The 23,127-nt window shown below is 63.1% G+C and carries 28 protein-coding genes; 13 read left to right on the top strand and 15 right to left on the bottom strand.

The window, feature by feature from the left end; genetic code table 11:
- Positions 1 to 95 precede the first annotated feature (95 nt).
- Both BKG60_RS05235 and BKG60_RS05230 read right to left on the bottom strand, forming a co-directional pair.
- Complete coding sequence (locus tag BKG60_RS05235; RefSeq protein ID WP_165688703.1) at positions 96 to 1,445, bottom strand: ATP-binding protein; 1,350 nt, start codon at positions 1,443 to 1,445, stop codon at positions 96 to 98.
- Positions 1,446 to 1,611: 166 nt separating this feature from the next.
- Positions 1,612 to 1,923: a hypothetical protein gene (locus BKG60_RS05230; protein ID WP_131823432.1), complete on the bottom strand. Its 312-nt coding sequence runs from the start codon at positions 1,921 to 1,923 to the stop codon at positions 1,612 to 1,614.
- 137 nt (positions 1,924 to 2,060) lie between these two features.
- Between BKG60_RS05230 and BKG60_RS05225 the strand changes: the two genes are divergently transcribed.
- The 4 genes from BKG60_RS05225 (at position 2,061) to BKG60_RS05210 (ending at position 4,500) form a co-directional block, all read left to right on the top strand.
- Positions 2,061 to 2,393 (top strand): hypothetical protein, encoded by a 333-nt coding sequence (locus BKG60_RS05225; RefSeq protein ID WP_242663635.1) that lies wholly within the window; start codon positions 2,061 to 2,063, stop codon positions 2,391 to 2,393.
- Positions 2,393 to 2,593 (top strand): hypothetical protein, encoded by a 201-nt coding sequence (locus tag BKG60_RS05220; RefSeq protein ID WP_019346796.1) that lies wholly within the window; start codon positions 2,393 to 2,395, stop codon positions 2,591 to 2,593. Before BKG60_RS05225 ends, BKG60_RS05220 begins: the two co-directional genes overlap by 1 nt.
- Before the next feature lie 615 nt (positions 2,594 to 3,208).
- The gene (locus BKG60_RS05215; protein WP_070946519.1) at positions 3,209 to 3,412 is read left to right on the top strand and encodes a hypothetical protein; all 204 of its coding nucleotides are present in this window, start codon (positions 3,209 to 3,211) and stop codon (positions 3,410 to 3,412) included.
- 98 nt (positions 3,413 to 3,510) lie between these two features.
- Positions 3,511 to 4,500: a hypothetical protein gene (locus tag BKG60_RS05210; protein ID WP_131823431.1), complete on the top strand. Its 990-nt coding sequence runs from the start codon at positions 3,511 to 3,513 to the stop codon at positions 4,498 to 4,500.
- Between the two features lie 25 nt (positions 4,501 to 4,525).
- Here the strand turns inward: BKG60_RS05210 and BKG60_RS05205 are convergent, their stop codons facing one another.
- From BKG60_RS05205 to BKG60_RS05185, 5 genes are all read right to left on the bottom strand, one after another.
- Positions 4,526 to 6,727 carry a MerR family transcriptional regulator gene (locus BKG60_RS05205; protein WP_019348874.1) on the bottom strand — a complete coding sequence of 734 codons (2,202 nt, stop codon included), beginning with the start codon at positions 6,725 to 6,727 and terminating at the stop codon, positions 4,526 to 4,528.
- Between the two features lie 619 nt (positions 6,728 to 7,346).
- Positions 7,347 to 8,348, bottom strand: coding sequence for an IS481 family transposase (locus BKG60_RS05200; protein ID WP_050979143.1), 1,002 nt, complete (start codon positions 8,346 to 8,348; stop codon positions 7,347 to 7,349).
- Positions 8,345 to 9,373 (bottom strand): DUF2332 domain-containing protein, encoded by a 1,029-nt coding sequence (locus BKG60_RS05195; protein ID WP_019345529.1) that lies wholly within the window; start codon positions 9,371 to 9,373, stop codon positions 8,345 to 8,347. Before BKG60_RS05195 ends, BKG60_RS05200 begins: the two co-directional genes overlap by 4 nt.
- A gap of 69 nt (positions 9,374 to 9,442) precedes the next feature.
- On the bottom strand, positions 9,443 to 10,594 hold the full coding sequence (locus tag BKG60_RS05190; RefSeq protein WP_204161223.1) for a citrate/2-methylcitrate synthase: 1,152 nt from the start codon (positions 10,592 to 10,594) through the stop codon (positions 9,443 to 9,445).
- Positions 10,595 to 10,839: 245 nt separating this feature from the next.
- The gene (locus BKG60_RS05185) at positions 10,840 to 11,247 is read right to left on the bottom strand and encodes a hypothetical protein (protein ID WP_019345527.1); all 408 of its coding nucleotides are present in this window, start codon (positions 11,245 to 11,247) and stop codon (positions 10,840 to 10,842) included.
- 223 nt (positions 11,248 to 11,470) lie between these two features.
- Here BKG60_RS05185 and BKG60_RS05180 point away from each other — a divergent pair, with 223 nt between their 5' ends.
- The 4 genes from BKG60_RS05180 to BKG60_RS05165 all read left to right on the top strand — a co-directional run bounded on the left by BKG60_RS05180 (position 11,471) and on the right by BKG60_RS05165 (position 14,483).
- Positions 11,471 to 11,929 carry a hypothetical protein gene (locus BKG60_RS05180; protein WP_019345525.1) on the top strand — a complete coding sequence of 153 codons (459 nt, stop codon included), beginning with the start codon at positions 11,471 to 11,473 and terminating at the stop codon, positions 11,927 to 11,929.
- A gap of 390 nt (positions 11,930 to 12,319) precedes the next feature.
- Positions 12,320 to 12,877 (top strand): type IV toxin-antitoxin system AbiEi family antitoxin domain-containing protein, encoded by a 558-nt coding sequence (locus tag BKG60_RS05175; protein ID WP_019345524.1) that lies wholly within the window; start codon positions 12,320 to 12,322, stop codon positions 12,875 to 12,877.
- A complete protein-coding gene (locus tag BKG60_RS05170) occupies positions 12,874 to 13,725 on the top strand; it encodes a nucleotidyl transferase AbiEii/AbiGii toxin family protein (RefSeq protein WP_019345523.1) in 852 nt (283 codons plus the stop codon). The genes BKG60_RS05175 and BKG60_RS05170 overlap by 4 nt, the downstream gene beginning before the upstream one ends.
- Before the next feature lie 248 nt (positions 13,726 to 13,973).
- Entirely contained in the window at positions 13,974 to 14,483 is a 510-nt protein-coding gene (locus tag BKG60_RS05165) for a hypothetical protein (RefSeq protein ID WP_131827513.1), read from the top strand.
- A 73-nt stretch (positions 14,484 to 14,556) separates the two neighbouring features.
- On the opposite strand, the gene BKG60_RS05160 is transcribed toward BKG60_RS05165, so the two are convergent.
- Entirely contained in the window at positions 14,557 to 14,808 is a 252-nt protein-coding gene (locus tag BKG60_RS05160; protein WP_019345521.1) for a hypothetical protein, read from the bottom strand.
- Complete coding sequence (locus BKG60_RS05155; RefSeq protein WP_242671581.1) at positions 14,805 to 15,707, bottom strand: phage antirepressor N-terminal domain-containing protein; 903 nt, start codon at positions 15,705 to 15,707, stop codon at positions 14,805 to 14,807. Before BKG60_RS05155 ends, BKG60_RS05160 begins: the two co-directional genes overlap by 4 nt.
- A 101-nt stretch (positions 15,708 to 15,808) precedes the next feature.
- Between BKG60_RS05155 and BKG60_RS05150 the strand changes: the two genes are divergently transcribed.
- Entirely contained in the window at positions 15,809 to 16,570 is a 762-nt protein-coding gene (locus BKG60_RS05150) for a helix-turn-helix domain-containing protein (RefSeq protein WP_131721845.1), read from the top strand.
- 328 nt (positions 16,571 to 16,898) lie between these two features.
- Positions 16,899 to 17,558, top strand: coding sequence for a chymotrypsin family serine protease (locus BKG60_RS05145; RefSeq protein WP_019345518.1), 660 nt, complete (start codon positions 16,899 to 16,901; stop codon positions 17,556 to 17,558).
- Positions 17,559 to 17,734: 176 nt separating this feature from the next.
- Here the strand turns inward: BKG60_RS05145 and BKG60_RS05140 are convergent, their stop codons facing one another.
- The 5 genes from BKG60_RS05140 to BKG60_RS05120 are packed head-to-tail and all read right to left on the bottom strand — an operon-like array spanning position 17,735 to position 21,030.
- Positions 17,735 to 18,199, bottom strand: a complete 465-nt coding sequence (locus BKG60_RS05140; protein WP_019345517.1) for a YbaB/EbfC family nucleoid-associated protein — start codon at positions 18,197 to 18,199, stop codon at positions 17,735 to 17,737.
- Complete coding sequence (locus tag BKG60_RS05135; protein WP_019345516.1) at positions 18,196 to 19,050, bottom strand: hypothetical protein; 855 nt, start codon at positions 19,048 to 19,050, stop codon at positions 18,196 to 18,198. Before BKG60_RS05135 ends, BKG60_RS05140 begins: the two co-directional genes overlap by 4 nt.
- A gap of 33 nt (positions 19,051 to 19,083) precedes the next feature.
- A complete protein-coding gene (locus tag BKG60_RS05130) occupies positions 19,084 to 20,424 on the bottom strand; it encodes a putative toxin (RefSeq protein ID WP_019345515.1) in 1,341 nt (446 codons plus the stop codon).
- A 9-nt stretch (positions 20,425 to 20,433) separates the two neighbouring features.
- Complete coding sequence (locus BKG60_RS05125; RefSeq protein ID WP_019345514.1) at positions 20,434 to 20,721, bottom strand: WXG100 family type VII secretion target; 288 nt, start codon at positions 20,719 to 20,721, stop codon at positions 20,434 to 20,436.
- A 9-nt stretch (positions 20,722 to 20,730) separates the two neighbouring features.
- Positions 20,731 to 21,030: a WXG100 family type VII secretion target gene (locus tag BKG60_RS05120; protein ID WP_081489050.1), complete on the bottom strand. Its 300-nt coding sequence runs from the start codon at positions 21,028 to 21,030 to the stop codon at positions 20,731 to 20,733.
- A gap of 30 nt (positions 21,031 to 21,060) precedes the next feature.
- Between BKG60_RS05120 and BKG60_RS31365 the strand changes: the two genes are divergently transcribed.
- On the top strand, positions 21,061 to 21,498 hold the full coding sequence (locus tag BKG60_RS31365; protein WP_047036675.1) for a hypothetical protein: 438 nt from the start codon (positions 21,061 to 21,063) through the stop codon (positions 21,496 to 21,498).
- A gap of 32 nt (positions 21,499 to 21,530) precedes the next feature.
- Here the strand turns inward: BKG60_RS31365 and BKG60_RS05110 are convergent, their stop codons facing one another.
- Positions 21,531 to 22,106, bottom strand: coding sequence for a hypothetical protein (locus BKG60_RS05110; protein WP_131721846.1), 576 nt, complete (start codon positions 22,104 to 22,106; stop codon positions 21,531 to 21,533).
- 289 nt (positions 22,107 to 22,395) lie between these two features.
- Between BKG60_RS05110 and BKG60_RS05105 the strand changes: the two genes are divergently transcribed.
- Both BKG60_RS05105 and BKG60_RS05100 read left to right on the top strand, forming a co-directional pair.
- Positions 22,396 to 22,653: a hypothetical protein gene (locus BKG60_RS05105; protein WP_019345510.1), complete on the top strand. Its 258-nt coding sequence runs from the start codon at positions 22,396 to 22,398 to the stop codon at positions 22,651 to 22,653.
- A 113-nt stretch (positions 22,654 to 22,766) separates the two neighbouring features.
- Positions 22,767 to 23,090: a hypothetical protein gene (locus tag BKG60_RS05100; protein WP_019345509.1), complete on the top strand. Its 324-nt coding sequence runs from the start codon at positions 22,767 to 22,769 to the stop codon at positions 23,088 to 23,090.
- Positions 23,091 to 23,127: the final 37 nt, after the last annotated feature.

Below are 23,127 nucleotides of genomic sequence, written 5' to 3'. Positions count from 1 at the left end.
TGCACTGGAAGTGCCTTTCTTAACTGGCCTGATTGATGCGTAGAGAACACCAATCCTCCCAGCTCAAGGGGCACTTTCCTTATATCGACACCCACCTACACAGGCAATTCATCGGTGGATCGAGGCTTAGTCGTCGTGGCCGCCAGCCACTCGGTGAAGCTGTACACGGTGACACCGGGGGTGTCGGCACTGATCGGCCAGACCTGCCCGGTAGCGGTGTCGCCTTCTCCCAGTATCGGAAGATCGATGCGGTCGGTGCCTTCGACGATTGGGACCACCCACCGAGCCTCAGAGTGCGTTTCAGCCATCAGCGTGGCGAAGCTTCGCAGGCCGCGTCGCGCGGGCACATCGGTAACCACCACAACGTCTTTGAGGACGCGCTCGGCCCCCAATGCGGTGAACACCACCTCGCCGGCCTCGGCGATCTTCCAGCGACGCCGGTTGGTCCGGCGCCCCTTTTCCGACCCGAACCGAACACCCGAACCGCCGGGAACCACGGCGTGAAACGGGACCGGCAGCAGATCGGCGCGGGCCACATCGCCCAGGATGCTGGCACGCAGGGTCGCAGCGGCGTGCACGTCGGTCAGGGCCAGGGTCGCCACCTTTTCCTCAAGGTCTCCGTAGACCTGCGCGAACGTCTCGAGCGCGGCGTCCACGGCGCTCAGCGTGCGCTCGGTGGCGACCACTGATTCGCGACTGGGGGTGTGATCGAACGATCCGATGGGCAGTTCGATCACCGCCGCCTGCAACCGTGTGGCTGCGAGGACTCGGTTGACCACCTCTGGAACGGCGTCGAACAGGGTGCCGCCGGACAGCACCGCGACAGTGCGATCCCCCGCGCGCAGGCAGCCGACGGGTCCGATCCAGCGCAGCCCACCCGACAGGCTCGCCACCGGCTTACCGTCCACCAGGACGGCACCTTCGGGGTGGGCCGAGGAGACCTCACGGATGACCGTGTTCCACTTGTCGAGCTGGCCTGCGACTTCCACGGCGACGGTGATCGTGGTGCCGTTGGGCAGGTCACTGGGCGCATCAGCGAGCAGCACCTGATGGGTGAGGTCACGGGCGGCGCGCACCAGGGTGCGGCGACCACCCTTGATGGTGTCCACCAGGAACGACTCGGCCACTGTCAGAGCCGATTTCGCTCCGACACCAAGACCGCCGATCTGGTCGTTGCTGTCGCGCTTGGTCGAGGCAGCGAACGCCAGGAACGTGGCTTCGACCTCGGCTGCGGACATACCGATACCGGCATCGGTGACAATGAGGTTGGGTTCCAGTTCGGTCGGGCTGGTCACCTGCACCGGGGCGGTGCTGCCCGCCACGCGAGTGGCATCGACGGCGTTGGAGACGTACTCGCGCACCACCGCCAGGCGGCGGTCGGCGTAAAGGTTGATGAGAATGTCCATCATGCGCCGCGCCCCCTCGGGGTCCACACGGCTAGCCATCGTCGGTGCCGAAGCAGTGACATCGCCAGTGGTGACCAGTGTCGAAACGGGGGCGGGAAGACGCATCTCAAGCTCCTGAAGGGGTGTCGGTTGATCTCTATTTTAGAGATTACACACAGCCACCGACAAGTTCGCGTTGTGCAATAAAAGCGGTGCTAGTCAGCCACTAGTCAGTCAAGATTCCGTCCTCGACGAGCCACTGAACCAGCCGCGCTGCAACTGTGGGCGCGTGCGGCCACCCCAATGCGCGCAGATCGTCACTGGGACCGGGCATGCGACGTTCGATGGCCGGCTCCAGCACCGCGATGCACCACATAACCGGATCGGGTACCCACTGCGCGGGACCGAGACCACCCATAAGCGCGGCGTCGAACTGCCGTGCCACGCAGGAGCGGTCGGGCCAGCCGAGATCATCGGCGCTGCGGCCGGCCAGGAACAGCGCCGCTTCGGCTGCGACTCGCGATGCGCTCTCAGACATGGATTCTCCTTGCATTCCAGGCGGGACACCGTGAGCAGGAAACCATTCCCCGGCCGCTCGACCTAGCCACATGCACCGACACACCGGGCCACGGCCCGCCGCCGGCCACGGGCTGCGACTCGCCCGAAGGAAGGGACGTGACAGCCACCAGCCCGAGCACGTCGCGCCGCGTGCTCCTGCCCATGGAGTCACCTGACACCGTGGCGACGCACCTCGCCCCTACGAAAGGAACCGCCCCCGTGCAGATCACCGTGAAATTCACCGACGTCTATGACGGCCAGGAGTATCCGCGCACAGAGACCTTCGACGTGCCAGCTCCGACTGGCGACCTCGACGAGTGGGCCGATGAACATCTGCGCCCACGCACTGGCAGCAATGTCGGTGCCGACGAGTCCGGTTACTTCGCCGAGATCGCCACCTGTTCCGCCGATCCAGGGCTGGTCGGCCGCGAATTTAGCTGGGACGTCTGATGGTCTGGGAACTAACCACCGCCGACCCAAGCGCGGGCGAGCCTGTAGTCACGCGTCACGCCACCTACGACGAGGTGTTCGACCATATTCGCGCCACCTACGATCCCGGCGGCTATTACGCCGACGAGGGCAGCGGGAGTCTGCAGAACTACCTCCACGGCGAGGGATACGAGTTCGACTACCGCGAACTCGACACCTGAACGGACCGCAGGATGTAGTGGATGTTCAGGACGCACCTGTCATCAGTTCAGGTGTGCTCGTGAGGCTGTGGCACGGCGACTGTCGCGTCGATCAGAGCACACGCCGATGCGTACGGGCACATAACGACGCCTGAACGCCGCTCTGAATAGGACCCGGTGTGGCGGCCAGCGCGGCGAGAACGGCGGGATGCAGAGAAGCCCCTTCGGTGATATTCTCTATTTTAGAGATTTACGAAGAGCAGTCACCGACCCTGTCGCGAGACCCGCAGAACCCGAACCGCCTCCACAGCTGCCGCGGTCGATCACCGCTCCAAACGCCGTCAACCAGAACAGACAAGGAATGTCACCCGTGCCCACATCAACGCTAAAGCCCGCACTCCCCGACTGGGCACAAGTTCTCCCACAGCATCTGGCCCCCGGGACTCTGGAGGGTCGAAATGTGATCTTCTACCGCCACATTGACGGGGTGTTCTGGGACTCCGCGTGCCGGATGTGCCAGGGGCGCACCGCTGTCAACGAGCTCATGCCCAATCACCGCCCCTCTCCAGCGTGCCGCTCCGGCGGCCACCACCACTGCACCTGCGACGCCTGCTTCTGAACGGGAAGGGACGAACGATGCGCGTATTCGGACGGGATCTGAAAGAGGGTGACGTGGTTGTTCTCAGCGGCGTGAACTGCCACATCCGGTCCATCCTCGGCGGTGATTCGTACCGGGATCTGTTCACTGACAAGGGCTACCACCTCGTCAAACCCGGTTTCACCTATACGGTGTTGAAGCGCGGCGGCGTCGCGGCGACGGACGCCGAATCCAAGACCTGAGAATTCCGCGCCCAGCTTTCCCGGGGCCGGGCCCACGGCACTGTCGCCCTGCGCCGCTATATTGCGACTCACACGCTGCCTGGAGGTCGGGAGGGGAAATGGCTGGACGTTCGCACCGGTGGGATGCATTCAGCATGCCGTGGATCGCCGAGGCACTCGCAGATTCCGAACGCTGCTACCAGGCCTCGATCGACGAGATCGACACCGTCCCAGACGAGATGAAGAACCACCCCACCAGGCCGTACATGAAGATGTTCGCCGACAACATCGCTGACGCCGAGCTGTACTGGATGAGCCGCACAGCGGCATCCGTTGCAGCCGACCTCGCCAGCCGCGATATGCCGGAGACCACTTTCCAAGAGCTGATCACCACGTCAGATCTGGCACCAGTCGGGCTGATGCTGTGGCCGAAACCGCTCGCAACATTCAGCTGGCGAAGCATTGACATGAAAGACGCGGGCCAATCAACGGTTCCGGTCACCTGGGACGGTATCGCTTGGATCTACGACCAGACCCACATCACCAGCTACCTGCTCTCCCAGATGCGCGATCCACGCAAGCACGGACAGCTCAGCGACATGCGCCCCAAAACATCACCAGGAAAAGTACTCCGCTTCGACCAGCACGAGCTAGCCACAGTGGTCGACCGCGGTTCCGGCGTCCTCGACCTGGTAAGCCCGCTCGACGACCCCGAACTGAATCGATCCGGACCACCCACACTGACCGCCACAGTGCTCTCGCTGCTCGCACTGATCGGCCAGCAGCGCGTTGTCACCCAGAAACGGGTCAACACTGGCCCGGCCAAGAAATCAACCCGCACCACACGCAACGACGTCACGATGCTCGACATTCTGCGCCCACCCGGGGTCAGCGGCGTCAACGGCAACCCAGACAACGACGATCGCGCCTACCGTCGATGGTTCGTACGTGGCCACTACAAGCACCAACCACACGGCCCACACAACAGCCTGCGCAAACTGATCTACGTCTCCCTGCACACCGCCGGCCATCCCGACGCACCCGACCCGACCGGCCCACCGCCGCCACGTGTCTCAGGCGTCTACGGCAAGAAGTTCAAGCGCCGGTAGCACTCCGGCTACAGTTTTCACCCGATCAACTCGCCCGGCCGTACTCGTCGACACGGTTCCCCTGCCGGTCGACAAGCTGATACTCCTGCCACGGTTCCAGCTCTGGGGCGCGGCCGTCACGCAGATGCTCGACAGTGACCGGGATCGGTGTCCGCGGCAGGTCACCGCGGCACTGTCGCAGCCGGATCGCGGTACGAACGCTCTTGTCCGACACCAGGAACCCGCCATGGTTGACGGGGAAGTCGCGCTGTACCCATGCCCCGCCCTCGATGCGGCACCAACGCTGCTTGGCCGCCTCGATCGCCAACAGCGCTCCCCGTTCGATCATGCGCAGCACGGTTCGTTCACTGACACCGAGGTGGTTGGCCGTCTCATTGACAGTCTGGTTGTAGCCACCGAACCGCCTGTGCTTGATCGTTCGATACGGCCGGGCCGTCTGCCGGTAGCGCACCAAACCGGGGCCGTAAACCTCGCTTTCATGCAATCGATGGTTCCCCGACCCGAAGCGCACCGCGTGCAAGGTTCCGATCCTGGCCAGATAGCGAACCTCAGATGCGGGTCGCTCGACAATCTGGGCGGCCTGGTCAAAAGTGAGGTATTCCGCGGTGACGCTGCGCCGTTGACGCGGATCACCGATCCGCAGCTTCGGGCACATCCGCGCCACCTTGGCACTGAACACCCCTGCCGCAACCAGATCGACGGTGCGGATCCGAAGATCGCGGCCACGGCGCTGGGCCGGCAGCAGCCCTTCGGCGACAAGCGCCTCGATGACATTCGGTCGGGTGCCGGCGAACGTAGCTGCGCTGGAACGCGTGTGCAGCGCCAATGCGGGGTCGATGTCGGGTTGGCTCCACTTCAGCCACGCCAGGAAGTTCTCCACGTGCGCATCGGTCAGGTTCGCACCCCGTTCAGCAGCGGCGCGGCGGCGGTCGCGAGCCTCGGCGGCGCGTGCCGGTTTGGCGGCCTGGGCGGCAACGAGCGCATCCACCTCGTGGCGCCGCAACCACAGCTTGGATCCGGAGGTGACTATTTCAAGCTTGCCAGCAGCGGCACGGCGGCGCAGGGTGCGTACGGTGACACCGATCTTGTCGGCGGCCATCGCGATCGGCACCAGCAGTGGGTCTTTCATCAAGCCGCCGGGCGGAAGGCCCCGAGATTTGCGGATCTTGTCGCTGCGCAGCTGGAGCACAGCGAACAAGTCGTCTTGGCAGACTCGCGTCGTCCCCGCAATGGTCCAGGTGACGGCCCCTCCGCGCTGCAACGCCTTGCGGGTCCCCGAGGCGCTGATCCCCATCATCGAGGCAGCATCGGCAATCGTGAAACACTGCAGCCCCGATACCCGGTCGCGGATCATCCTGTTTTTGCGCCGAAGCAGGTCGGGAGCGACACCATCGGTCCGGCGGCGGTTCTCGGCGATCGCCGCGCGCACTTCGGCGTCGATGCGATAAGCCTCCTCGAAATAGATGCGCCGCAGCGAGGATTTCTCGTAAGGAATCCCCCACACCATCAGGATGTCTTCGGGGACCAGCGCCCGTTCACGCCGACCCATACAGCGCCACATCAAATTGCGCGGCTTCATATCCGGGTTGGCCTTGGCAAACCTGCGCCACCACCGCCACATCGTTTGCGGGTGCACCCGCAAGATGCGGGCCACCTCCTCGGCTGGCACACCGCGGTCGAGCGCTCCGCGAGGTCGGTCTGTGGCCCAGCCGCAGCCCATCTCTGGAGGCAGGCCTGCCTCCAAGATGTTGCCCATCGCCCACACGTAATCCGATCTGATACGGATCGTTCCGAACATCCGCAGCGCAGGCAGTCCACCGCCCCGGGCCATTCGGCGGACCCGAGCCATCCCCAGTCCCAGCTCTGCTGCTGTCTCGGCGAGGGTCAGCATGCGGACCGGTTGGTTGTAGCTCGATGGGTAGAAGCCGCGGTCCGGGTTTGGCGTGCCCAGCAATGCGTCGATCTCACCGGCGCGGTCGGCCGGCAGCGGTTCGGCATCGAGGTCGCGTCCCGGGTAGAGCAGCCCGGTGACCAGTTCCCGGTCGTCTACTGACGGCGGTGCGGGCACCTCGATCCGCGTCTGCTGCTCTTGCTGCTCGTCGTAGGCCGCCATCGCCGTCATGGACTGCAGCATCATCTGGCGCTCTTCGGGGGTCAGGCCTTCGCACGCGGAACGGAGCCACTCGGGCAGCTCGTCGAAGTCGCACTGGGTGTAGTCCGCGGCCATGGGCGCCAACGTAATGGCCACACGCGGATGCGCTTTCCCACGACGCGGGGCACGCCGAGCAGCCGACAAAATCACGACACGCCCGACCAGATTTTCGACAGACCGGGTCCCGTATCCGGTTCCCGTGTCCGGCTGGATTTGTCGGATGCGAATTGTCCCGGTCGCGCTGAACCTCCCCGTAGTTCCATGTTAATTTCCCATTTGACCTGCGGTAACTGTCACCGATCCGGTTACTTCACTGCCCAACTGGGCAAACACGCAACTGTCGTGGGAATAGGGGGTGCCTCCGACAGCGGATATTCTCTGTTTCAGAGAGAATGCAGGTAAAGATACGTATCTAGAACAACTAACTAATGAGCTTTCACCTATAGACCCTGTTGCCTTCTGTCACGCCGAGCTGTCCGAGGCACCCCCCATTGCCACGACAGCTACGCATTGCTGCAGGTGAACCGAAAAGTCACCGATTTACTGACAGTTACCGCAGGTCAAATGGGAAATTTTCGCCGAAACTCGGGGAGGTCCAGCTAGCGGCGAACCGCAGCGAAGACGAACACCCGAGTAGGCGTTCGAGCATTGGAACTGGTCGTGCTGGCATGCACTTGCGCCTCATGAACGAGCACTAGCTGTATGAGGCCATGACGTTGGTGACGCCTTTCTGGAGCCGGGTCACTGGCGGCTGATTTCGGGCCGTGCTGTGTGGCCGGTGATAGTTGTAGTGGATGTTCCACACGCCGAGGGCCTCCGACCGCTGTTGTTCAGAGCGCCATTCACGGGCGTAGAGGAACTCTTCAGCAAGGATCCGGTTGTAGCGCTCGACCTTTCCGTTGTGCCGTGGGGTGTACGGCGTGATTCGCTGGTGCCGTGCCCCCAGGAGTGCCTTGGCGAAGTCCTTGGCGCGGTAGCAGGCGCCGTTGTCTGTGACGATCCGCTGGATATGGGTGATTCCGTGCGCGTCGAAGAAGGCTCGCGCTCGGTGCATGAACCCAATTGCTGTGGCTGCCTTCTCGTCGGTGAGTGCTTCGGTGTAGGCGAGGCGTGAGAATCCGTCGATTGCTGAGTGCAGGTAGACGTAACCGCCACGGGCTCCGGCGGTCTTGGCCCGTTCGACTGCCCTCGCTTGTGCTGATCCTTTGCCGTGAGTGCGCCAGCCGCCCCCGTCCGGGATCCGACCCACCTTCTTGACGTCGACGTGCACCATGTGTCCGGGTCTGTAAGCGACGATCGTGCGAGGGACCCGGTTGGATTCGCCACTCGGATCGATGAATTTGCGGCGGTTGAGCCCAAGGTCGTGCAGATGGCGAGTGACGGTGCGGCGGCTGATCTTGATGCCCTCACGTGCGAGTTCGAACGCGATCCTTGTGGCGGGCCATTTGCGTTCTCGCCGCAGGACCTCGATCCGGGCGATCACCTCGATATCTGTAGCCGTCGGCTGATGGTGAGGGGTGCTGGAGCGGTCCTGGAGACCGAGGTCACCGTGTCGGCGATACCGGTTCACCCATTTGCTGGCGCAGGCTCGGGAGATACCCATTTCGGCAGCGACATGAGCAATGGGACGATGCTGACAACGCGCGACGAGCCTCCGGCGCCCTTCCACGGAAAGCGGTGAGTTTTGGTGGGTCACAGTGCGGCTCCCTTACCGGTCTGTGCGGCGCGCATGCTGTCTCGGTGATCGTCGAGCGACGCCATCGTGTGACCGTGTCCGTCGGCGAGCACGAGTGGGACCTGATCGAGTGAACCGACGAACAGTGTGGTCGGGGTCAGTGGTTCGACGATCGTCCGTGTGGTCTCGACAATGCCGCGGCCTTCGAAGCTGATCCAGCGGGCACGCGTCCGTTTGATGGCTTCGACTGTCGCGGCGCGATCGTCAGGACTCAGATAACCCAGCGTGGCGGAGTGAACAACAACAGGCGTGGTGCCGGAGGGTGCCTCGGCCACGAGTGCCTCGATCTGGGCTGAGTCCCTGACATCGCCTCGAGTGATGCGCACATCTGCTTGTGCTGCGAGACGCAGAGCGGTCTCAAGCCGTTGGCGTCGCTGCTCGTGTTCGGGCCAGGTAAGGGCAGTCAGCCACGCACGCGTGTCGGAGTCTGCCGGATCGAGCGGGTTGAGGTCGATGCCGGCTCTCCATTCGATCTGCGGCGGCGTGAGCGTCGGTGGCAGGTGTCCTGCCGTGACGTCGCACTCGATCAGCAGGTCGCTACGTCCTGCCGACGGAACGACCACCGTTCCGTCGGAGTAGTGGTAGCTGTATAGATCGGGAATCATGCAGAGTCCGGCCGAGGCTCCGAGCTCGATCAGCGCAATCGGCCCACCGATATGGTGCAGCAGCGGCAGGAGAATGGCGCATCTCGCCGCTTCGTTCGTCTGGGTTGATCGCAGCAGGATGGTCTGCTCGACATCGCGCCAAATCTCGAGTAGCCCGTGGCGCAAGGAGGTTTCGTCGCCTGGTGTGGCACCGTGCCAGCGGAGGGCCGCGAACACCAGGTTCGGCTGCTGCTTGTATGAAGGAAGAGTTGCCAGACGTCCCTGAAGGATCGGGTCATCGGCGACGACGTGGGCCCATGCTTCCAACGTTGGCGAACTGCCGTGAGCCTGCTGTTTGGCGAACTGTCGATACCGCCTACCAATCTGAGTGTGCTCGTCCATCTCTTCAGACTCGGGCCGTCCCGATCAGGGCCTGGCATTGACTCAATCAACGTGTCCACCTCGCGACCGTCAAGGGTGGCTCGTGAGTGCTCGCATACGTAACCGAAGCCGGTGTGGATACTCCTCGATTGCATGTGCTGCGAGGCCAATCGTTCGAGCGAGGGTGAACAGCACCTCACCGCAATCGGGATCCGCATCGACCGCCACGGTCAGTGCCGCCAACGCCAGGTCGACGTTGGGATACCGGCTCTGCCTCCTCGCCACTTCAATACACAGTCCTTCGACACGCCGGACAAGTTCGGCATCGAGCTGGGCGACTTCGGTGATCAGCAGCTCGTATCGAGGGTCCGGGCCGACGTACACGCGATGCCCGAACCCCGGCAATGGATTGCCCCAGTCCAGCATTGTTCCGTCCAGCCAACGGCGCAGTACATCGACCGCCAACTGGATTGCCCCAGCTTGGCGTGGACCGCTCATGGCGCACTGGCCGGCGAGAATCGCCATCCAAGGGTCGGCCTGGACACTGGCTGCCGTACGCGTGGCCAGAGTCGACGCGGTGAGTTCGTGGTCAATCAGCAACGTGAGCGCCACGTTGAAACAGCGGACGAGGGCCGGTGTGGTCGCTGACCGCGCGAACGCGCTGCTGAGCCGAGTTGCGACCGATCCGGATTCCAAGGTGAGTCCGGTGATCGCGACGCAGCCAGCTTCGACGGCTGTCATGGCCACCGACACGCAATGCATGGCGCTGGTGCTGCCACGGTCGGGATCGGTCGCTGCGACCGTAAGCACAGCTGCGCGGATAGCATCACTGCGGCGACCTGCCGTTTTCACCGGCAGAGCGTCCGACGATTCGGGAATCAGTGCAGGCTGCGGCTGGTACCCATCGGTTTGAAGTACCAGTGCTGCCGCGTCCTCGAACGACCCACGATCGACAAGACCGGCAATGGAATGACCGCGAAAGGCCAGCCGTCCCTCGGGATCCAGTGCGGAAACATCGGACTCGATCAGCACAGTGAGGACTCCGGCGCGGGCACGCGACCGCTCGGCGGCGAGCGCCACAATGTGCGATCGGTCGAATCTTGATACCCGGCGCCCATCGGGGTCATGGGCCACGTCCCGTGGAACAAGCCCTCGCGACACATACGCGTAGAGCGTCTGCTTCCGGACGCCGAGGGCGGCCGATGCTTCGTCTGCCGTCATCCAGTGACCATCGATGCTCATCCTGAGATCGTCCACCAGAAGGAACGAGTAGATCTATCTGCAACCGTGTATGCGAAGCGGTCGAGGTCCTACACCCAGGCGTCTACAACGTCATGACCCGCAACAACTAGCGGAACCTTGGTGCAGTGGCGGTCCAGAGCCCGGTCTGCGCATCCTGGATGGTGGATGGATCAGTAATCGCACCGGCCCGGACGGTGGCGAAACCGCCCCGTCCGGTGGCGTGGCCCGCCGGCGCCCGGATCAGGTCAGCTCACGAGCAGCTGCGCTGAGTCCCATGGTGTGGCTTCGGTGGCCGCCTCGACCAGATTGCCGTCGGCGTCGAAGCCTACGAACAGGGTTCCGATCTTGCCGCTGGAGCTGGCGGTCACCGTCGCCCGCCCGCCCGTGCGAGCGCTGACCAGCGACGGGGAGCTGTCGTCGAGGATCATGAAATCTGTCCCGGCGAACCGGACCCGCTTGGCCACCAGCGACGCTGGCGCCACGCCTTCACGCTCTTCGCGCTGCACGTCCGACCAGATCTTTCGGAGACCGACGACGATTGCGGCCGCTCCCCCAAACACGAGCCAGGTCGGGCCGCCTTCAGAAAAGTAGAAGGCCACCGCGAGCAGACCAACGCTTGTGAAGAGTGCACCGCCGGGGTCGTGCTGTTTCATGGTCCGCTCCTTTCGTCAGATCCGTTCGGATGTGCAAGTGTTGCCTGCTGCGAGCAAATCTAACGCGGCAAGCGCAAATCATTCTCGCGTTGGCTGTCACGTCCTTCTTCCTGCTGGAGATCTTGATCGCCTCGGCCATTTTGGAAGACGGCTGACGCGCGACTAAAGAGTGTCGAGCAACGCCACGGAAGACCGGGCCCGGCTGCCCGATTAGGATGCGGTCATGATCTGGACGCTTCACGCCAGCACCAACAAATGCCTGTACAAGGCCAGGATTCATGGCGTCGCAGATATTGAAGACACCATCCGCGCGCAACGACTCGAGACCATTACAAGTCCCGGCGGGAGCCTAGTTTTCTGGTTCTCGCCATATAGGACCATCCAGGTGCTGAATCATGTTGGCGTCGAGATGCTGCTCGCGGCGTCGGATTTCACAGCTCGCGATGTTCCGTTGCTGTATGGCGGCGTTGTTGTTTCCGGTCGCGACGCGGCTGGCAGACTGGCAAGTCTGACTGATGAGCAGATGCGCTGGTTAATAAACGTGGAGCCCGGACGTCGCGAGGATTGGGTTTTGTCCCGGCGTTTCGCCCGGGCGGAGAAGGAGCTGCGCCGCCGGTCCCGCTCTGAGCATGCGGCATTGGAGGCTTCGCTGTGGGAGAAGTTCTTGCCGCCATCCGACTGAATCCGGCCGACGTAGCTATCACTTAGGACGCACCACTAATCACGGCTTCAGCAATACCTTCACGATACCGACACCGGTCGCTAAGGGAGGCACCCCTCGGGTGATCGCCGTTCACTCTGTTCATCGATCGCTGGAATGCGGTTGCCGACAGGAGAACCAGGCGTCCCGCACGTTCGAACTGCCCCATCTGCCGACCGGGGCTGCACTTGGCCGGCTGAGTGATCGGTGTCGCGGTCGCGGATCGGCAATCCGGAACATAACGTATACAGATAGTTTCATCTGCATACGTTACGTTCCAATGACAGTGCGAATCACCTTTCGAAGCGAAACGTACACAGGTATGATCATCTGTACACGTTTCGTTTCACTGTGCGATTGAGGAGGTGCCCTGTGGAAGCCCTCACCCCGAACACGGCCAAGCTGCGGGGACTGTCGCGCAGCGCGCTCTACCGCCTCGCGAACGACGGACGGATGGACCGCATCGCACGGGGGATCTACCTGCCCGTTAACGCGCCGGCTGCCGACTGGGACCAACTCGAAGCCGCGACCCGACGTACCGACGCGACGATCTGCCTGACGTCTGCTCTCGCCTATCACGACTTGACCGACGCGATCCCCTCCACGCTGGACGTCGCGATCCGGCGAGGGGCGCGCCCACCGGCCAGCACAGGTGCCATCACGTGGCACCTGTTCGATCGGGACACGTTCGACATTGGCCGCGAGCAGATCACGATCGCCGGATCGGACCAAACGATCGGGATCTATTCCCCGGAACGCTCGATCGCCGACGCGTTCCGCCTCCGCGGCGAGGTCGGACACGAGCTGGCACGCGATGCGTTGCGCGAATGGCTGCGCCGCGGTGGAAAGCCCGCGCGGTTGATCGACATCGCGACCCGGCTTCCGAGGGCCAAGACCCCCGCTCTGCGCGCGCTGGAGATGTTGGGTTGAGCGACGGCGACAAGGTGTTCCGCCGCATCCAGTCCGCCGCCCGCTCGGCCAAGGACAGGGGCGGCCCCGCCGCGCCGACCCAGGAGTACTTGATCCGTCATGTTCTCGAGTCGTTCCTGGACCGGCTCACCCGCACGCCGCACGCCCGTGACTTCATCCTCAAAGGCGGGATCCTATTGGCCGCCTACGGTGTTCGCCGACCGACGAAGGACGCTGACGCTAACGCTGTCAGCGCCGACGTCACCGCGCAGCACCTCGTCGACGTGGTCCGCGATATCGCCGCTGTGGCCGTCGACGACGGAGTCGTCTTCGACATCGACGCGATCACCGTTCAGGACATCCGCGAGCAAGCCGAATACCCCGGCTTGCGGGTGCGGGTTCCTGCGACGATCGGTCGGTGGAAAGGCGTAGCGCTGTGGGACGTTTCCACCGGTGACCCGGTCGTTCCGGCGCCCCGGCCGGTGACCATCGAGCGGATTCTCGGCGACCCGATCACGTTGCTCGGCTACGCCGCCGAGACCAGCATGGCCGAGAAGGGCGTGACGATCCTCGAGCGCGGCATCACCAGCACCCGCTGGCGGGACTATGTCGACATCGTCGCGCTCGGGCGGGCGGGCTTCGACGAGGCGGAGCTTCTGCGCGCGGCCCGGGCCGTCGCGGGATACCGAAAGGTTGTGCTCGGTCCGGTTGCCCCGCTCCTGGAGGGCTACGGCGCAGTGGGACAGGCGAAGTGGGCCGCGTGGCGGCGCAAGGAGGGCGTCGAGTCCCTCTGCGAGGAGACCCTCGATGACCAGGCCGACCTGGTCGCAGCCTTCCTCGACTCCACCTTCTCCCTCGGCCCCTGGTAACCGCCCGCCTGGCCGACGGTCGGCGAGCACGTCCCCCTGCCGACCGGCCGACCGGCCTTTCGTTACGACGCACTGCACGTGCCTTCGACCGGCCCATTGAGTGCCCACGGCGCATCCGCCTTCCGAGCCGATAGTCCTCAGCGGGATACCGCCGCGTAAATGGTGTCGGCGCCCCTGATTCGCCGCACGCAGGCACGCTACAAGCGCTGCCGCGCCGGACACCCGCGTCAGCTGCGCGCTGTGGCACAGTGCGCGACAACGGGGCGCCGACGGAAGGGACTGCAATGGCCAATTGTGAAGTCAATCGACCGCTTGAAGTCTTCGAAATGGCACTGACACAGCGTCTGATGGACACGTTCGAGCCGATGATCGAGCGCGCGACAGCCGAACAACTCGACAGGCTGGCCGCCCTCGTTGAGACCCGCCGGACCCACCTTGCCGACCCGGTAGATCAGGCCCGCCGCATTGCGGCTTTTAAGCGCGCCGCGATGGAGCTGGCGCGAGAATCAAGCGGCGATGACCCGTTGCCCGCAGGCGCCGTGTTGTTCTACGCAATCGAAACCGAATCCAAGCTGACTGGCCAGCCGCCGAACGAGATAGCGGCTGGAGATCCGGCGGTGACCGAGGCGCTGGAGGAGATGGCACGCACCGGCCGCAGAACCCACGTCATGCGGGGGTGGCTGCATCAGAATTGGGAAATTGTGTCGCAGCGCGCCTCAACGATCCTGAACGTCGAAGCGATCAGCGCCACGGAGTAACCGAATTCTTTGGCGCCACAGTCTTTCTCGCCGTCCAGACACCAGCTCATGCCCGCTCGCCTGCGGGCGGCGGTCAACGATCCAGGTTCGCGATATCCCTGAGTAAGTTGGACCAGATACGGGCGACGACGCCGTAACGGACCCGGTCCTCGACCAGCACAGTTTCGTCACTGTCGAGCACGCCGGCACCGCGCACGGCGACGCTGGCTAGCAGGAACACCGTCTCGATCCGGTCCCGCAGCTCAGCGTATTCGGTGTCGGTGAGGTTGACCGTTTCAGCCGCCCCAGCGGAGCCGAGCGTGGTGGGGATGGTGCTGGTTTTCATCGCGAACCTTTCGACGGACGAGTGACATAGACGGCGGCATGTGGACCGAATAGCTGCTCCCAAATGGCATCGAGCGCTGGCCGGTCAGCTTCGGTGTAGGTGAACGATCGCAGTCCTGTCCCCCTCGGAGCCCCTGACTTGCGAAGGGCAGGGAGGGACTCGATGCCGCGATTGCCCAGGAATGCGTCGAATTCCGGCTCCAACGCTTCGGCCACGGCCGAGGTCATCCCCCGCTGCTGCAGGTAGTCGCGCAAGCGCAGCGGAGCATCGCCGGGGTCGATGTCCGCGATCTCGCCGAGTGCGCCGGCAAGGGCTCGGCGCGCCTCGGCTTCCAAATGATCCGCGTCGACAAGGTCCCGAAACGCGCGCAGCACCGTCGCTTTGGCGTGCACTGCCTCGACGACGCACGCCAGCCGATCCCCACCGACACGCGGGTTGGCCCCAGCGATCTCCCCAGCCGCGGGTGCGGGTGGATCCAGTGCTGGAGATGTCCCATTGAAGTACGCATCGAGAGCATCGGCGGCCTCGGCCTGAAATGCCTCGATGATCGGACGGGCGTCATCGGAGACACGGTTGGTGTCGATGGTTGCCAGCCACATCGTGAAGGTGCGGCGGTCGATCATGACCATCTCGCGGTTCTTGCCATCCTCCGCGACCGTGGAGACGAGCTCCATGGTTGCCCAAGACTTCCCCTTAAGCTTCTGAAGTTGGCCCGAGTAGTCGACATTGATCGATTCGCAGCCGTGACGAAGCGACACCATCGGCGTGCTGTCGATCAGGGTCGCGACGATTTCGCGGTTGGTACCGGGCACCGCGATCGGAATGAGTTCAGCGCTCATCAAATCCCCCCAAGCCTCAAAACGTACGTTAACTATTGCGTACGTTCGCGCGTACGTCAAGATAATCGCGCCCTGAACACGGACCCAAACGTTCGTGTCCCCGAGATCGTCTACCGCGCAGCTCGCTGGACTTCGCCAGTCCCGTAGCCGACACTTACCCTGTGCGCGAACCTATGCAGCCACCAGAGGCGGAGTTTTTAGAACGTCTGCGTACCGCAGCAAAGCCCAGCCTTTCGGTACGCGCGGCCGCCAAGGAGGCTGGCATCTCAGATTCGCGATGGCGACAGATCATCAAGGGCTATCGGCAGGAGACGAAAGACCTGCGTATCCCTGTCCGTGCACCCGCCGATACCTTGGCCCGGATGGCAACGGTTGTTCAAGCCTCCCCTGAAGAACTTGATGCTGTTGGCCGAAGTGACGCGGCCGACATCATGCGCGCCGCTGCTGATCGCATGATGTCGGCGCTCGACGAACGAGAACGCAAGCCCGAAGGATTGGCTGAGACTGCTTCGGTCCAGGCTCTCGGGAATCGGGCCGCCAGGTACATCTCGGAGCATCCGATGTTGGTCGATGGGGTTTCCATCGAAGAACTCGCCGAAAGATTCAAAACCCTGCTCGACATGGTCGACAACAGCCAGGCCACGCATCAGGCGATGACCCAGCTGGCCCGACAACTTGAGGCGGCGACCGACAACAATCCGGAGTTTCCAACGCCATCCGAAATCGAGCAGTCCCTACACGAGGCCCGACGGGGAGCTGTCGAATTCCGGACATTCCTGGCCGACGTGATGTTCCAAGTAATGACGACCGCAAATTCCGCGACCGCTGCAGAGCTCAAATCGCTGCTACGGCCCCTGTACGACCGCGCGATCACCGGAGGGGCTTCACCGCACGCAGACGACAGCGAGGCACCTCGCGGTTGACCACAACCGCATAGTTCCTGATTCCATGGTCATTCATCAGGAATGGAAGCTGCTTCCGGCCGTGGGCTGAGAGCGGGCTACGCCCTTTAGCCGGATTCTTAAAAGGACGTGACAACGCGTGCGCAGGCCAGTAGCACACGGGTGCGACAATTGAGCGATGAACAGGCGCACGGCACTATTGGCGGCTGTGGTGGTTACGGCCAGCGCAGCGGTGTCGGCATGCTCGTCCAGCGATGCCGCCGAGAGCGCTCCTACACCTGTTTCACACGCGGTTCCCACAGCGGACACCGCTAAGGGTCCGGCGGCGCCCGCACAGCGGTGGATTGACGTGGGCGGAACCGCTGTCCCCCAAGCAGATGCGGCCGGCATCCAATATGGTGCGCAGCCTTACCCAGGTATCAACATCGGACAAGGTCAGATCGGCACCTCACCAAACAAGTGCACTCTCGGACCACTGGCCCGACGGATCGCCGACGGCGCTTACGTTTTCGTGACCGCTGGCCACTGCGACGAACGCCCTGGAGAGGTGGTCAGCATCTGGTCCGGCCCCAACGGCGAAGGCCCGAAAGTAGTGGGAACGCTCACCGGGGAATTCGATGACGAAGCCACAGGCCAAGACTCAGCGCTACTGGAGACTGTCCTCGCACCCGCCCCTGATGCGACGAAGATCGCCGGAAAATTTCCGATCAGCGGGGTGATGCCCGAAGCCGAGGTGCGGAAACTGCCAGCCGGAACCCCGATCTGTCTGGACGGTGCACGCAGCGGGGTGGTGTGCGGGCCGCTGGTCCGAACCGACTGGGACACGATCAAATTCGGCACCAACGCTATAGGAGGAGACTCGGGCTCCCCTGTGTTCCTCGTCGGCGCGGACAATCGGGCTGTGCTGATCGGGATCTTCAAAGGCGAGCACGGAGCGACTGCGCTGGATGCGGCCACCTACCTGCAGCCGGCCCTCGACCGTCTCGGTGTCGAGATCGTCACCGGCTGACCCGCGCCGCCGACACATCGGAGGTGCATCGGCCGTCCACTTCCAACCCAAATTCATCAAGGCTGCAGAAAATGGTCGCATCTGCCTGGGTAAGCCCGCGCGACGAAGACCAAGCCCGCCAATCCCGTCGTCCGATCTGTAGTCATCAGCGTACCCATCCGATGTGGATCTGGCGTCTAGGACTCGTCTGCCCGCCAGGAGCGCCGGAAAAGCCCGTGGCTGAAGTCAGGATCCGCCGAGGTTCCTGTGAAATCCGGCAATGCATCTGCTGTGACGTTACGCAGGGTCGCCGCGGTGAAGGCGTCGGTGCCTTCGAGGTCCTCAATTAGCCGTTGTCGGTGCTGTTCTAGGGGCTCAAGTACTTCAGCCACCTTTAACGCCGCGTTGAACGAGGCCTGCTGGGCGGCGGCGACGATGAGCCGGCTCAGCCGGTCACGATCCATGTACCGTGTGTCGTCGGCCAGTTCGATGTCAACGAGGTTGCCGGAGGTCGTGACCCATGCGCGGACCAGCCCGTTGTCGGATACACCGTCGACCCGGCCGATGGAGTCGATGGCTTGTCGAGCTCGCCGGAACGCTTCGGCTTGACCTTCGAGGCTGTCGAGGTCGAGATCCGGGTCGAAGCGGTGGTCGTCACTCATTCGGGGAGCCGTTCCATGGCGCGCCGAGCTTCTTTGCGGATCGACGCGTCGCTGTGGGTGAGGTAGGGCTCGATCCGTGCCCGGACACCGTGTGCCTTCATCTGGATCAGGGCGCGAATCGAGAAATACGTGAAGGTGTCGAGAAACCTCAACGCCAGATCGCGCGCCTCGTCGGTTTTCACCTTGCCCAGGTACTCGATCAGCGGGCCCGCCGCTGCGCCCTGAGGCCGCAACTCGTCGATGAGTTCAGCGATAAGGGCGAAGTCGCGTTTGGTGGCGATACGGGCCAGTGCCACTGTGGCGTAACCGATTAGGCCGCTGCGCATCGGTGGTTGTCGGCGCAGTTGGGCAACGAGCGCCTCGATCGCGGCCGAGTTGCCGCGGGCAGCGAGATCGTTGAGGTTGCGAATGAGCCCTGCTCGGATGGATTCGCGGTGGGGCGTTTCCGGGCCGGGGATGCGTTCCTCTAGGTGTGTCAGCCAGTCGATGAAGATGGGGATGCCTTGGGGAATGGTCCGGACACGGTTGGACAGGTCGCCCAGCGTGTAGCACGGCACCCCAACAGCGGCGAGTTCTTCCATGATGCGCCGGTCAAACCCCCGCTGTCCGTCCTTGTAACGGGCTGGCAGGTGCTCCATCCAGTGAGGGCCTTCAGGCATCCCTGGGTAGGTGATGGGCTCGTGGGACTCCTGTGCGTCGGGGCGGGTGCGGGGGGTGTCACCAGCTTGGGCTGGGCGTGGCGCTCGGACCAGGTCGGCGCTGGTGGCTTCGATGCTGCCGATGGCATTGCGGAGGCCGGCGAGGACCTCGGCTTTGTCACGGTTGGGTGGTGGGCCGGCGGACTGAGTCATGAGACGGCGCCCCGATGAGGGTGGGTGGTGTGGTTAGTGGTCATTGTTGTCATCGAGTTCTTTGCGGATGAGTTGGATCTGCCCCGAGTCGATCGCCTTCTGGATATCGGGATCGTTGATCTGTGTCCGGTGGTCCACGACCAGGGTCATGGTGTAGCCCTCTTCTTGGGCAAACTGAAGTTCCTTCAATATCTGGGTCTTGTACGGCCTAATTTCATTCGTGTTCTTGACCTCGACGACATTCTGGTTTTCGTCATCGATGTAATCCGGTTCGATCAGCGAAGGGACGCCGTTATATGTGATCGGTACCCTGCGTTTTTCGTGTGGTGGAATGCCGGCCCGCTCTTCGCCTTGTTCACCGGCTTTCCTGTTCTCTTCGTCGCTGCGATTGCGCACCGGGTTTGTTTGTCGCGGTGTGCGGTCGAGTATCGACGACAGCAGCTGGGTACTCGTCGTCGCTGTCGTATAAATCCCCTTGTTGGACTCCGCTGCGGTGTTGACCGCGCCGTTGATGCCGTCGATGAGCGCATCCATGGCGCGGGCATAGTCGCGCTTGTTCTTTTCGATCAAATTGTCGAGAAGCCGTACAAGCCAACCCGCTCTGATGCGTCGGGCTCCGATCTTGTCGACCTCGTAGGAGAAGACGATCGCGTTCAGAATCTGCAAACTCTGACGGCCGGTGCGTTTGTCGATATCGGCAACGCGGTGCACCTCCTGGCATGCAGCACCCAGCGCGATGCCCATATCACCCGCGTCGCTCAGGGCCCGGTAGACGTTGGCGACTTCGTCGACCATGCCGTCGACCTCGGGGCTTTGGTCTTGGGCGGCTTGGGTGAATACACCCAATACATCGGACCTCAACGTGGCAGCGGTCGCCTTCGTTGTATTCCCATACGTGGTGAAGTGCGTTCCCGCAGTGCCGATTCGACTTTCGTCGCAGTCAGCCCACTGCTTGGTGACATACTTTTCGATCAGATCCCAGTGGGCTGGCTTCTCGTGAGTGCCTCCCACCGCATGTTTGGCGGGGTGCAGATTGGTGGCCAGCGACGACCCCTGCGGATGTGGCGGTGTCGGTTGCACACCTGTGCCTCCGCTGGATCCGTTCTCAACATCGGCATGATTCAGTCCGGATTGATGGACCAGATAGCCGAGTTCACGTGCCGCAATCGATGTCGTGGATGCCATCTCGAAGACGTCGGAGGCGGATTGGTCAAAGCTGATCGCCCACACCGGCCCGCCGCTGTCGTAAGTGCCCGCGCTCTGGCTGACGTCCAGTTTGTTGTCCAGATCCTTGAGCGCGGTCTCCAGAGTCTTCGAGAGCTCGCATAACTTCGCTGCGACCGCGTAGTAGTCCTCGGGAGTAACTTTCGTCATGAACCTGGCCTATCCCAGCATTTCCACGTTCTTGCGTTGTGCCTCGGCGTAGTTCGCCCGAGCGTCCGCAACGAAGACTCGGTGGGCTTGCAGAGTGTCGAGGTGCTGCTGCAGCGAGGCCTGCCACCGGTCGTGGGACTGGGTGAAGGCTGTCGCCGCGGTACCCGAGTAGTGCTCACCGATTGATGCCACAGTCGCTTTCGCGCCGTCGCGGTGGGCCGAGAGCTCCTCAATCGAGCGATCAATCAGCTCGACGAATTCGTCGAGCTGATTCAGGTCGTATTGATATGTCGGCACGGTGCGGGCTTACATCTGTTCGGCGATCACGGCGCCGGACTCGTTGTCCTCGGTCCGATACAGTCCGGCGGCAGTATGCAATTGATCTGCATCATGGGCGAGGTCGTCGAGATGTTTGCTGACGTTGGCGAGCAGCTCCGAGAATCTGGTGTCGGCGATGTCGGAGGTCTGGCCAGTCCATGTGCTGCGAAGTCGGTCTTGGGCCGTGTGCAGGGTGTCCAGGACCGAACGCATCTCGTCGTGGATGTCGTGCAGTCGTTGCGAACCCGCGACAAGAACGTCCGGATTCACCCGTAGGCTGTTGTCCATCGACACCTCCCCCTAGACCGCAAGGTAATCATGGACTGGCGTGCATCACTGAGTCAGGCAGCCCAAGCTGACCTCGATCGGCTGTTTGCAGACAGCATACAAGTGGCTGGCATAGGCCTAGAGCACCAAAATTTGGCGCCGTTCATGCTGGTCGTCGCTACCAACGGTGATCGTGCTATGCGAAATCTCGGGGCGCCGTCTGGGCAGCGCAGCGTCGACGCCATCATCACGGCGCTGCAGGATGAAACCGACGCCGAGAGCTTGCGCGCCCGGGCGACCGTCATGGACGTCACCGTGCGTGAGCCGTTTGCCGGTGACGCGATCAACATCCGGCTCGAACATCGGGAAGGCCAAGCCATCGACATCTTGGTGCCGTACAGGACAACCGACGACGGCATCACGATCGATGGTCAGGCAATGACGGCCTCAGTCGATGTCGCCCGATTGTGGCCAACCAGTCCACCGTGACGACGACACCACCAGTGAGAGGTCACCGCGGTTCATGGCAGTGGGGCGATGCTGAAGCCGAATTCGGTGAGTGGTTCAAGCGGGGCGGGTCCTGTGTCTCCGATTGGGGCGAAAACAATCACGGTGTCGGCACGTTCTGCCGATGCGAAAGAGCGAATTGCCTTGTAATGCATCAAGTCTTGGTGCATCGTCAGCTTGTCGTTCCATTCGCCGATCAGAATTGGGACGACCCCGCCACCCGAGCCAGGTACACGTGACATGCAGGATGCGTAGTTTTCGACGTTCGGGAACCCGGCTTTCCCATCTGAAATTGTCGACACCGTCCCGTCTGTGCAAACGGCTGCCGACCATTCCTCACGATCACCGGACACCTGACCGGCCGCAGAGGCCGCATGTCCACCGGCGACCCTGTCCAGATCGATCCACCCCGCCACCGCCGCGACAGCGACGACAGACACCAGGATCACGCATACAACCAACGTCACCGTCCGCACACGTCGAGCACGCGACCCTTCGGCCGGCACGCCCGGAACCGCGGCGCTGCGGTTGTAGCCATTCGGAGTCTGACCAGGCCCCTGATCAGAGTGGGGCAGCGACGGATACCTCATACGACTCAGCGTATCCGCACCCCGGAGCAGACTGCGCAGGATTCGACCAGAGCCGACACTCGCGTCGCCGGCATCTCAGCGCTGCTGGTCGGGGGCCATCAGCCTCGCTTCCCCCGACGGTTACAGCCGCCGGTCGCGTCGGGGCGCGCTGCTGAAAAGCCCTTGGCTGAGGCCGAGATCTAGAGCTTCGTCACCTTGGAGGTCCTCAACGAGGCGTTGTCGGTGCTGTTCATCTAGACGCGCGCGACGGGATCTGCTTGCAGCACTTGCCGCTGCGCGCGATTTCCAGATGGACGGGACCACCCACGTCCAGCCTCTTGCGGATGGCACCTACAAGGTGACCGTGGACGGTGGGTACAAGTTCAACGACATCATTGATCCGAACTTTGACTACTCGACGGACACGTGGAAGAACCGCATTGCCGAGATTGTCACTCTCGGGCAAGCTGAGCCGTATCAGATCCACATCGGATGGCATGCTGAGTCGGACTTCATTTTCGACCAGAACGGATCTCTGGTAAGTGCGAAAGGCTACCCGTACAAATGATTTTCACGACACGCGCTCGACGGGGTCTGCTTGCAGCACTTGTCGCTGTGAGCGCGATCGTTGCCGGGTGTTCGTTGTTCGGGCAGTCTAGATCGCTTGACGGGGACCGCTTCGTGCGTCCGGACCACCCGGTCGATTCACCGTCCGGTCAGTACACCGCAGCAGTGGAGCACGGGCCTGCCGAGAACGGCGTGGACACGTGGATACCGGTGATCCGGGACAAGAACGGCAACGAGGTGTTCCGCGATGTCCACGATTCCTACGCGCCATACGGCACGCGCAGTGTGCTGTATGTGACGTGGCTGTCCTCTAAACCTGCTGAGCTGTGGGTTTATTCGGGTGACGTTGGCGAGTTCGCCATCTCGCAGCAGCCAGACGGAACATGGGCAAAGCGAGTCGAGGCGGCGCCCAAGGAAATCACCGACCTGCACCCATGACAGCGGCCGTCATCGCTGCTCGATCTTCCTTGCGACC

The organism is Mycobacterium syngnathidarum (assembly GCF_001942625.1).
In the GTDB taxonomy this organism is placed as follows: domain Bacteria; phylum Actinomycetota; class Actinomycetes; order Mycobacteriales; family Mycobacteriaceae; genus Mycobacterium; species Mycobacterium syngnathidarum.
The sequence above is the reverse complement of the archived record's forward strand: the minus strand, read 5'-3'. Positions and strand labels throughout refer to the sequence as shown.

Coding starts and splice junctions, on each gene's coding strand:
- BKG60_RS05235 (WP_165688703.1), bottom strand. CDS start 1,445: ATGGCTAGCCGTGTGGACCCCGAGGGGGCGCGGCGCATGATGGACATT.
- BKG60_RS05230 (WP_131823432.1), bottom strand. CDS start 1,923: ATGTCTGAGAGCGCATCGCGAGTCGCAGCCGAAGCGGCGCTGTTCCTG.
- BKG60_RS05220 (WP_019346796.1), top strand. CDS start 2,393: ATGGTCTGGGAACTAACCACCGCCGACCCAAGCGCGGGCGAGCCTGTA.
- BKG60_RS05215 (WP_070946519.1), top strand. CDS start 3,209: ATGCGCGTATTCGGACGGGATCTGAAAGAGGGTGACGTGGTTGTTCTC.
- BKG60_RS05210 (WP_131823431.1), top strand. CDS start 3,511: ATGGCTGGACGTTCGCACCGGTGGGATGCATTCAGCATGCCGTGGATC.
- BKG60_RS05205 (WP_019348874.1), bottom strand. CDS start 6,727: ATGGCCGCGGACTACACCCAGTGCGACTTCGACGAGCTGCCCGAGTGG.
- BKG60_RS05195 (WP_019345529.1), bottom strand. CDS start 9,373: ATGGACGAGCACACTCAGATTGGTAGGCGGTATCGACAGTTCGCCAAA.
- BKG60_RS05190 (WP_204161223.1), bottom strand. CDS start 10,594: ATGAGCATCGATGGTCACTGGATGACGGCAGACGAAGCATCGGCCGCC.
- BKG60_RS05185 (WP_019345527.1), bottom strand. CDS start 11,247: ATGAAACAGCACGACCCCGGCGGTGCACTCTTCACAAGCGTTGGTCTG.
- BKG60_RS05180 (WP_019345525.1), top strand. CDS start 11,471: ATGATCTGGACGCTTCACGCCAGCACCAACAAATGCCTGTACAAGGCC.
- BKG60_RS05160 (WP_019345521.1), bottom strand. CDS start 14,808: ATGAAAACCAGCACCATCCCCACCACGCTCGGCTCCGCTGGGGCGGCT.
- BKG60_RS05140 (WP_019345517.1), bottom strand. CDS start 18,199: ATGAGTGACGACCACCGCTTCGACCCGGATCTCGACCTCGACAGCCTC.
- BKG60_RS05135 (WP_019345516.1), bottom strand. CDS start 19,050: ATGACTCAGTCCGCCGGCCCACCACCCAACCGTGACAAAGCCGAGGTC.
- BKG60_RS05130 (WP_019345515.1), bottom strand. CDS start 20,424: ATGACGAAAGTTACTCCCGAGGACTACTACGCGGTCGCAGCGAAGTTA.
- BKG60_RS05120 (WP_081489050.1), bottom strand. CDS start 21,030: ATGGACAACAGCCTACGGGTGAATCCGGACGTTCTTGTCGCGGGTTCG.
- BKG60_RS31365 (WP_047036675.1), top strand. CDS start 21,061: ATGGACTGGCGTGCATCACTGAGTCAGGCAGCCCAAGCTGACCTCGAT.
- BKG60_RS05110 (WP_131721846.1), bottom strand. CDS start 22,106: ATGAGGTATCCGTCGCTGCCCCACTCTGATCAGGGGCCTGGTCAGACT.
- BKG60_RS05105 (WP_019345510.1), top strand. CDS start 22,396: ATGGACGGGACCACCCACGTCCAGCCTCTTGCGGATGGCACCTACAAG.